This window comes from Pirellulales bacterium (assembly GCA_035499655.1).
Taxonomy (GTDB): Bacteria; Planctomycetota; Planctomycetia; order Pirellulales; family JADZDJ01; genus DATJYL01.
The window spans coordinates 17,908-28,161 of the sequence record DATJYL010000083.1 but is presented as its reverse complement, the minus strand read 5'-3'; the positions used below and the strand labels follow the sequence as shown (position 1 = coordinate 28,161).

The following is a 10,254-nucleotide window of genomic DNA, read 5'->3' as shown; positions in this document are numbered from 1 at the left end:
TTTGAGCCGGGGTTTCAGCAAAATTAAGGGGGGGCGAAATGGGACGCCAACTGGTGACTGCGGAAATGGCCGCCATACGGGTTGCGGCATGAGTGGTGGCGGGGGCGGAACCGCCGGCTGCGGCGGCGCTGCCATTGGAAGAAAGTGTGGGGGAAAAGCTCGTACTCACGAAGAACTCCTTACAAAATCAGAGACGCTTGCCAAGAAATTCCATCCTTTGGAATTTTGGCAGTTCGGGTTAGATACACAGAGTGGCGTCCATGACTCTGTAAGGCGATGCACACTGATCTGCCGCGGTATGGGCAAACGTCATGCCGCAATGCCAGGAAAGCAACCGCTTCGGCCGCGCATTTTTGGGGGACGAAAGCCCAGGGGCCTTAAGTCACAAATGGCAACGCACAAACACGGCGCAGAAATGCTTATGGATAATTAACGTTCGCTCGACGCAAGCGCCATGATTATCGTGCATTTTGCCTGAGATTTGATCTATCGTTGCTTAAATCGTCGGCATTCTTCGATTTATTCCCCTCCCTTGCGCGGCCGGTTATTTCAGCCCAACCCCGTTGCAAGTAGGCAATTAGGCGCTATCATGTTGTTTCTGCGCGCCTGCTCCGTGCTCTGGCATTGTGATTGCTAATAGAGGTGAATCCAAAAAAGTTCTTTTGCCGCTGGCTGGGGAGTTAGCGGTTGTCATGGATCCAGTGCAGCGGTTCCATTGGTCGGCCTAGCTATCTAGAACATTGATCTCAAACTTTACCTTCTGGTTTTTTTGAAAGGGGATTTGCTGTGAAGCCAAAAGAAGTGTTGGCATTGTGCCGCGAAAAGGATGTCAAGGCGGTGGACTTACGGTTCATGGACTTCCCGGGCCTGTGGCAGCACTTCACCGTGCCGGTCAACAAGCTGGATGAAGACGTGTTTGAAAACGGGTTGGGCTTCGACGGCTCCAGTATCCGCGGTTGGCAGGCCATTAACGAAAGCGACATGCTCGTGGTGCCCCAGCCGGAGACGGCATTTATCGACCCGTTCACCACTATCCCCACGCTGGTGATGGTGTGCAACATTCAAGACCCGATTACCCGCGAAGATTATTCGCGCGACCCGCGGAATGTGGCCCGTAAGGCCGTGAATTACTTAAAAAGCACCGGAATTGCCGACACGTGCTTCATTGGTCCGGAAGCGGAGTTTTTCATATTCGACGACGTGCGTTACGACTTCAATCAGCACGAAGGGTACTACCACGTGGACAGCGTGGAAGGGGAATGGAACCGCGGCCGTGATGAGGGACCAAACTTAGGCTACAAAATCCGCTACAAGGAAGGTTATTTTCCGGTGCCGCCGGCCGATGCCTTGATGAACATCCGCAACGAGATGATGCAGACGATGATCGATTGCGGCATCGACATCGAGGCGCAGCACCACGAAGTGGCGACGGCCGGACAAAGCGAAATCGACATGCGGTTCCAAGAGTTGGTGCGGATGGGCGATCAGGTGATGATTTACAAATACATCATCAAGAACGTCGCCAAAAAGTACAACAAAACCGTCACGTTCATGCCTAAGCCGCTGTTCGCGGACAATGGCTCCGGCATGCACACCCACATTTCGCTGTGGAAAGGCGGCAACCCGCTGTTCGCCGGTAGCGGTTATGCGGGACTCAGCGAGACGGCCATGTTCGGCATCGGGGGCTTGCTCAAGCACGCCCCGTCGATTCTGGCGTTTTCCAACCCAACGACCAACAGCTACAAGCGACTGGTGCCGGGTTACGAAGCGCCGGTGAATTTGGCCTACTCGCAGCGGAACCGTTCGGCGTCATGCCGCATTCCGATGTACAGCCCCAGCCCGAAGGCCAAGCGCGTGGAGTTCCGCTGCCCCGATCCTTCGTGCAATCCGTACCTGGCCTTTGCGGCCATGTTGATGGCGGTGATCGACGGTATTCAGAACAAACTGAACCCGGGCCAGCCGCTGGACAAGGATATTTACGACCTGTCGCCGGAAGAACTGGCCGAAGTGCCCAAGACGCCGGGGAGCTTGGAAGAAGCGCTGTCGGCCTTGAAGCACGATAACGCTTTCCTGTTGCGCGGCGACGTGTTTACCAAAGACGTGATCGACACGTGGGTTTCGTACAAAATGGATAAGGAAGTCGACGCCATGCGGCTGCGGCCCCATCCGTACGAATTCTGCCTGTATTACGATATGTAGCAAGCGGCTGGCGGCAAGTAGCGGGCGGCCGGCAGGTATATAAAGCCGCGACCGTTGGTCGCGCATCACAACCAAAAAAGACGCCAGCCCAGGGGTAGCAACCCCTGGGCTTTTTTATTGGTAACGTCTGTTCACTGCTAACAACTACAAGAACAGAATTCTACCGACTGCGGCGCTTATAAGCGGCTGCCGCCAAGCCAATGCCCCCCAGTCCCAGCAAACCGAGCGCAGCCGGTTCGGGCACGGCGCTGGCGCCAAAATCGAATTCATAACTTGTCGCGGCGCCCAGTTGTTGAATCAAAAACGTGTATGTGCCGGCGGCGAGGGGCGGAGTGAAACCCTGAGATCCTGGAGCATCGGCAGGATTCGCCATGATTGGTAATAGATCAGCTCCTGCGAGGTTCTGTACTGGAAGCGAACCGTTAGTAACGGAAGTGCCAAAATGCGTGTAACCTTCGTAAGCTGAAGCGGTGGTTTCCGGATTTCCCACAAACGCGGAACCGGCCTGGAAGCCAGTGAAGCCTTGCGAATCGGTCGAAGTATAGACGGCCAGAACGTCAGAGCTCAATTGCAAGCCCGCGGGGACGGTAATGGCAATCCAATCTGCGGAGTTGCCCGGACCGACCGAGCCGATGACAGGGTTGGTCCCCGAGGCGATCGTAAACGGAGTCGGAGACGATTGATTGGTCGACAAGTTGCCGTTAACCGCTTCGTTGTAGCTGTTGGCCGCCAGCGCGGGAACCACCAACATCGGGCAAACGCAGACAGCGATAATTCCTTGGAATGTCGTCATAGCAATGCGCATAGGAATTGCCTTTCGCATAAAACTCCCCTGATAATTGGATTCTGCAGCTCACATACCGTGCATATACAAGTATTGGCCAATTTATCGAGTCCTGACGGGCCCGTCAAGGAAATTGCTCGTTTTTGTTTGTGTTTTTTGGGTTAAAATCGCGCAGGTCCGGTGCGGCTGAAAAGTGGCGTGCTTTTCGGCTAGGATGGTGGCCTGTCTTTCTCGGTTGAATTGTTGAATTTGCTTGGGGATTACCAGGATGATGAGCATCTCCGCCGCTACTTTGGCCGCTTTGGCAAAGTTTGATACGCCCACGATCAGCAACACGATTGAGCTGTTCGACGTGGTGCCGCGCAACCGTGGGTATATGGATGGCCGTATTCGAGCGGCATTTCCGGAATTGCCGCCGATGGTGGGTTTTGCCGCTACGGCGTCATTTCGCAGCGACGCTCCTCCCGCCACGGGCGACGCATACGGCAGCATCGATTTGCAAGTGGCACGTTTTGCCGAATTGCTCGGACCGGCCGCCGTGGTGTTTCAAGACTTTGACGACCCGGCGGTGGGCGCCACGTTTGGTGAAGTCATGTGCTCCACGTATCGGGCATTCGGATCGGCGGGGTTGATCACTTCGGGCGCTGGCCGCGATTTGGAACAAGTTCGGGCTTTGAATTATCCGGTATTCACCGGCGGCACGATTTGTTCGCACGGCTATTGCCATATTTTGCACCTTGGACTGCCGGTGCGCGTCGGGGGCTTGATGGTCAACAACGGCGATTTACTGCACGGCGACTTGAACGGCGTGACGCGCATTCCGCTGGAAATTGCCGACCAACTTCCCCAAGCTGCAGCCGAGTTTGCCGCTGCGGAAAAAATCGTGCTCGATTACGTCCGCTCGCCGGGTTCGAAAACCGTCGCGGAGTTTACAGCGCGTCGTAAAGAATTTTCAGCCCAAGTAGCGCAATTGATGGACCGCGTGCAACGAAAACGCTGAAGAAAATTTGCGACCGCTGTCGGCCCAGAATATGCCCAACAACTTGGGAAAAACCTGGGCCTATCTCGCCGCCGCCCTTTCGGAACGTCTTTGTTATATAGGCGGCAAACTCAATGCCCCTTTGCGATTTGCACCTAGAATGAAGGATAAAAGTGGGTGGTGGGACAATTTGAAATTCCGACAGCCGCTTTTCCCGACTGACACAGTCGGGCTATGTTCAAATTAGCCCACCACCTAAAAGTGCCTATCTTCGATGAACTTAAGAGCCGCGGACTGGCATTCGAAACGCTAATTCTTACATAAGTTGCTTTCTTGTATGATATTACGCCGCATTACAAGTGCTGAAACGCGATCTAGTTTAGTCTTGTATTCAGATTTCTAATTACGTGTTGCTTGACTTCGGGCAACAAGATCCTTACGCTACTATGTTCTGGACAAATACTTATCTTAACTGGTATTCGAATTCCTAATTCTTTGAGCTTCGATATTCAACTGCGGTGATCTATGCACCTGAAGTCGCTGAAAGTGTTTTGCGACGTTGTCGGACGTCGTAGTTTTTCCCGCGCGGCGGTGGAAAACGGCATCTCGCAATCCGGCGCCAGCCAGGTCGTTCATCAACTGGAGCGACACTTGGGCACAAAGCTGATTGACCGTTCCAAGCGACCCTTTACGCTGACTCCCGAAGGGGAAATTTATTACGGCGGCTGCCGCAAAATTGTGGAGCGTTATTTTGCGCTGGAAGATCGTGTGCGGACGCTGCACGATGAAGTGGCCGGCCGCGTGCGCGTGGCCTCGATTTATTCGGTGGGGCTGCATCACATGGATCGTTACCTGCACCAATTCCTGAGCCAATATCCCAAGGCGAACGTGCGACTGGAGTACCTGCATCCGCACAAAGTTTACGATGCGATTGAAAGCGATCATGCTGACTTGGGGCTGGTGAGTTACCCCAAGCCCTCGCGCACGATCAAAGCCATCGGTTGGCGTCAGGAACCGATGGTGTTGGTGTGTGCGCCGGGCCACCGATTTGCGAAGCGGCAGCACGTGTCGCTGGAAGAGGTGGCCGGTGAGGCGCTCGTGGGATTCGACGCCGATTTAACCATCCGTCGCGAGATCGATCGGGTGTTGTTGGAACATCGCAGCGAAATCAACGTCGTGATGGAGTTCGACAACATCGAAACCATCAAACGGGCAGTCGAAATCGACGCCGGGGTCAGCTTGTTGCCGGCGCCCACCGTGGTGCGGGAAATGGAAACGGGGGCTTTGTCCGCGGTGCCGCTGTCGACCAACGAGCTGGTGCGGCCGCTGGGAATTATCCATCGCCGGGGGAAAGATTTAGGCGTGACGGTGCGGAAGTTTATTGAATTATTGCGCGGCGAAAGCCATTTAAGCGGCGCTCACGTCCCGGCGACGGCGCAGCATGGCGAGGCCGACTCTGAGTTTACCGCCGCAGGACGTGGCGCCCCGGGACATGGCGCCTCAGGGCATAACGGCCGCAATCATTTGGCGGGCAACGGAGCTGCGGCACTGGCTGTTCAACCGGCGGCGGCGCATTGAGGCAAGTCAGCAATCGATCTCAAATTGTGCGTAGGGAAACGACCAATTCAGAATTTATCGAACAGGTAAGGCTATGGAGTCACAATTTCCACACGATCGGCGACCATGCGAGGGCTTGTACGATCCGGCCTTCGAGCATGACGCCTGCGGGGTAGGCTTCGTCGTCAACATGCACGGCGAAAAGAGCCATCAAATTGTGCGGCAAGGGTTGGAGATTTTGGTGAATCTTACTCATCGCGGGGCCTGCGGGTGCGATCCGCTGACCGGCGACGGCGCCGGCATTCTCCTGCAAATGCCGCACGAGTTTTTTCAGGCCGCGCTGCCGGCCCTGGGAATTCAATTGCCGGCAGCCGGAGAGTATGGGATTGGCAATGTGTTTTTGCCGCCGGATGAAAAAGAGCGCCGCTATTGCGAGGAACGTTTGGAAGCCATTTGCGCCGATGAAGGCCAGCGGTTTTTGGGATGGCGCGACGTGCCGGTCAACAATTCCGGCATCGGCCGCACGGCGCGCGAAGTGGAGCCGTTGATTCGGCAGGCAATTATTGGGCGTGGCGAACATACGCCGGCGGAATTGTTCGAGTGGAAGCTGTATGTGATTCGCAAACGGCACGAATTGGAAATTCGCGCTTCGAACGATTTGCAGCAAAAAAAATGCTGCTACGCCTGCACGCTGTCATCCCGGGTCATCGTTTATAAGGGGTTGTTACTGGCCGATCAGGTGGAACAGTTCTACGAAGATTTGCACGACGATCGGCTGGTGTCGGCGTTGGCCTTGGTGCATCAGCGGTACAGCACGAATACTTTCCCCACTTGGGATTTGGCCCATCCGTTCCGCTTCCTGGCGCATAACGGCGAAATCAATACGCTGCGCGGCAACGTGAACTGGATGTATGCCCGCGAAAGCATGCTCAAGCATCCGATTTATGGCCCCGATTTGTGGAAAATCTGTCCGATTTGCGTCCCCGGCGCCAGCGACTCGGCGATTTTCGACAATGTGCTGGAACTGCTGGTGCTGACCGGGCGCTCGCTGGCGCAAGCCATGTCGATGCTGATTCCCGAGCCGTGGAGCGGCCACGAAAGCATGCCGGACGATTTGAAGGCGTACTACGAATATCAGGCCTGCCTGATGGAGCCGTGGGATGGTCCGGCCTCGATGGCGTTTACCGACGGCACCGTGATTGGGGCGACGCTGGATCGCAATGGCTTGCGCCCCAGCCGCTATTGGGTGATGAAAAACGGTTTGGTGGTCATGGCCTCGGAAGCCGGCGTGTTGGCGCTGCCACAAGATCAGGTGGAATACAAGGGGCGCTTGCGGCCGGGCCGCATGTTCCTGGTCGATACGACGCAGGGCCGCATCATCCGCGACGACGAAATCAAAACCGGTTTGGCCGCGCGGCATCCGTATCGGCAATGGATTACCGAAAATCAAGTGAAACTGGACGATCTGCCGGACGTGGCCGGCGTGAACGGCCATTTGGACGAACCCCTGGTGAAGCTGCAACGTGCCTTCGGTTACACGCTGGAAGATTTACGGATTATTATGGGACCGATGGCCACCGACGGTTACGAGCCAATCGGCTCGATGGGCAACGATGCGCCGTTGGCCGTTCTGTCGGAACGCCCGCAGTTGTTGTACAACTATTTCAAGCAACTGTTTGCGCAAGTGACCAATCCACCGCTGGACGCCATTCGGGAAGAAATCATCACCTCGATGATTACGACCATCGGCTCGGAAGGAAATTTACTTGACGAAACACCCGAGCAATGCCGGCTGCTGCGGTTGGAAGCGCCGGTCATCACCAACGGGGAAGTCGCCAAAATCAAGGAGCTCAATGCGCCCGGTTTACGCAGCCGGACGCTTTCCATTCTGTTCCCGAGAGATGTCGGAGCTACCGGCTTGCAGCAGCGGCTAGAAGAGCTGCGAGCTGAAGCCAGCCGGGCGATTGAAGAAGGCGTGGCGATTATCGTGCTGTCGGACCGCGGGGTGAATCACGACCATGTAGCCATTCCCGCCCTGCTGGCCGTCAGCAACGTGCATCATCATTTACTGCGCGAAGGGACGCGCACCCGATGCGGGCTGGTCATCGAAACGGCCGAAGCCCGTGAAGTGCATCATTTTGCCCTGCTGACCGCGTACGGTGCGGGCACAGTCAACCCGTATTTGGCATTGGCCACGCTGGACGAGATGCTCTCGCAGCGTTATTTGCCGGACAACTTAACCCATAAGCAGTTGCAGAAAAACTATGTGAAAGCGGCGGTGAAGGGCGTGCTAAAAGTGATGTCGAAAATGGGCATCTCCACGCAGCAAAGTTACCGCGGCGCCCAAATTTTCGAGGCGGTTGGCTTGAATTCGAACTTTGTGAACGAATATTTCACGTGGACCCCCAGTCGCATCCAAGGGGTGGGCCTGACGGAAATTGCCGAAGAAACACTGCGACGGCACGAGCACGCTTATCCGCGCGCGGAAGTTCCCGAATTGCTCGATTTAGACGTTGGTGGCCAATATCAGTGGCGCCGCAAAGGCGAGGCGCACGTGATGAATCCGGAGGTCGTGGCCAAGCTGCAACACGCCACGCGGATCAACAGCCGGGAGGAATTCAAACAGTTTTGCAAGCTGATCGACGAGCAGCAAACGCGGTTGCTCACGCTGCGCGGCTTGCTGGAATTTCGCAAAGAAACCCAGCCGGCGCCGTTGGACGAAGTGGAGCCGGCCAAGGAAATCGTCAAGCGGTTTGCCACCGGAGCGATGTCGTTCGGCTCGATTTCCAAAGAAGCGCACGAAACGCTGGCCATTGCCATGAATCGCATCGGCGGGAAAAGCAACACCGGCGAAGGAGGCGAAGACGCGGCCCGATATATGCCGGACGCCAACGGCGATTTGCGCTCCAGCGCCATCAAGCAAGTGGCCAGCGGCCGCTTCGGCGTCACCAGCGAATACCTGAACAGCGCCAAAGAACTGCAAATCAAAATGGCTCAGGGGGCCAAGCCCGGCGAAGGAGGCCAGTTGCCCGGGCATAAGGTTGATCAAGAAATTGCCCGTATTCGCCATAGCACGCCGGGAGTGGGTTTAATTTCTCCGCCGCCGCATCACGACATTTACTCCATCGAAGATTTGGCCCAACTCATTCACGATTTGAAAAACGCCAACCGCCGGGCCCGCATTAGCGTGAAGCTGGTGGCGGAAGTCGGCGTGGGCACCGTCGCCGCCGGCGTGGCCAAGGGAAAATCGGACGTGGTGCTGATCTCCGGGCACGATGGCGGCACCGGCGCCAGCCCGCAAACTTCCATCAAGCATGCCGGTTTGCCGTGGGAACTAGGTCTGGCCGAAACGCATCAAGTGCTGGTGAAGAACGATTTGCGCGGCCGAATCATCGTGCAAACCGACGGCATGATCCGCACCGCGAAAGATGTGGCGATAGCCGCGATGCTGGGGGCTGAAGAATGGGGAATTGCCACCGGGGCGCTGGTCACCATTGGTTGCATTATGATGCGCAAATGTCATCTCAACACGTGCCCCGTGGGCGTGGCCACGCAAGACCCGGAACTGCGGAAAAAGTTCTCCGGCAAACCGGAGTACGTGGTGAACTTTTTCTTTTTGCTAGCCGAAGAACTGCGGGAACTGATGGCGCGGCTGGGCTTTCGCACGATCAACGAAATGGTGGGTCGTGTCGACATGCTCGACAGCCGCAAAGCGATTGCCCATTGGAAGGCCAAGGGGTTGGATTTCTCCAGCATTTTGTACAAGCCGGAGGCGCCATCGCACATTAAAACGTATTGCAGCGAGCCGCAAGCTCACGGCCTGGAGCAATCGCTGGATGTCACGACGCTGCTCGATTTGTGCCGTCCGGCGATTGAGCATCAGACTCCCGTCACGCTCGATTTGCCGATCCGTAACATCAACCGGACGGTGGGCACCATTTTGTCCAGCGAAATTACTCGGAAATACGGCGCTCACGGGTTCGACGTGGAAGACACCGTTCAACTCAACTTCAAAGGCTCGGCGGGCCAAAGCTTGCTGGCCTTTGGCGTGCACGGCGTCACGGTGCGTGTGGAAGGAGATGTGAACGACTATTGCGGCAAGGGGCTTTCCGGCGGCAGGATTATTGTTTATCCACCACGGGAAGCCACCTTTGCCGCCGAGAAAAACATTGTGGCCGGCAATGTGGTGCTGTACGGCGCCACCAGCGGCGAGCTGTATTTGCGGGGCGTGGCCGGTGAGCGGTTTTGTGTTCGCAACAGCGGCGCGCACGCCGTCGTAGAAGGGGTGGGAGACCATGGTTGCGAATACATGACCGGCGGGCGGGCCATTATTTTGGGGGAAACCGGCCGGAATTTTGCCGCCGGCATGAGCGGCGGCATCGCCTATGTGCTGGATCAAACCGGCCGCTTCCCCAAGCTCGTCAATAAGGAAATGATCCAGTTGGAAGAGCTCAATGCTGATGACCGCGAATACATTGGCAAAAAACTAGCCCAGCACGTGCATTACACGGGCAGCACGATCGGCCAACGGGTGCTGGACGATTGGGACAACATGATCGGTAAGTTTGTTAAAGTGATGCCGACCGATTACAAACGTGCGCTGGCGGAAATGGCCAAGGCCCATTTGCCAACTTCTGCCGAAGCGGAAACGGCGCCGAAGGCCGTGGTGAATGTGTAATTGAACCGCAGAGACGCAGAGGCGCGGAGAGGCAAAGAAAAGAGAATGATGTGGGGG

Annotated in this window: 5 protein-coding genes; 4 read left to right on the top strand and 1 reads right to left on the bottom strand. The window is 56.4% G+C overall.

The genetic code is table 11. The features are described 5' to 3' along the window. The first annotated feature begins 786 nt into the window (after positions 1-786). Complete coding sequence (glnA, locus tag VMJ32_06160; GenBank protein ID HTQ38591.1) at positions 787-2,199, top strand: type I glutamate--ammonia ligase; 1,413 nt, start codon at positions 787-789, stop codon at positions 2,197-2,199. A gap of 160 nt (positions 2,200-2,359) precedes the next feature. On the opposite strand, the gene VMJ32_06155 is transcribed toward glnA, so the two are convergent. Beyond that, positions 2,360-2,992, bottom strand: a complete 633-nt coding sequence (locus VMJ32_06155) for a PEP-CTERM sorting domain-containing protein (GenBank protein ID HTQ38590.1) — start codon at positions 2,990-2,992, stop codon at positions 2,360-2,362. A gap of 259 nt (positions 2,993-3,251) precedes the next feature. On the opposite strand from VMJ32_06155, the gene VMJ32_06150 reads away from it, so the two are divergent. The 3 genes from VMJ32_06150 to gltB all read left to right on the top strand — a co-directional run bounded on the left by VMJ32_06150 (position 3,252) and on the right by gltB (position 10,197). After that, the gene (locus VMJ32_06150) at positions 3,252-3,983 is read left to right on the top strand and encodes an RraA family protein (protein ID HTQ38589.1); all 732 of its coding nucleotides are present in this window, start codon (positions 3,252-3,254) and stop codon (positions 3,981-3,983) included. A 504-nt stretch (positions 3,984-4,487) separates the two neighbouring features. Next, positions 4,488-5,540, top strand: coding sequence for a LysR family transcriptional regulator (locus VMJ32_06145; GenBank protein HTQ38588.1), 1,053 nt, complete (start codon positions 4,488-4,490; stop codon positions 5,538-5,540). Positions 5,541-5,613: 73 nt separating this feature from the next. After that, entirely contained in the window at positions 5,614-10,197 is a 4,584-nt protein-coding gene (gene gltB / locus VMJ32_06140) for a glutamate synthase large subunit (protein HTQ38587.1), read from the top strand. Positions 10,198-10,254 lie beyond the last annotated feature (57 nt).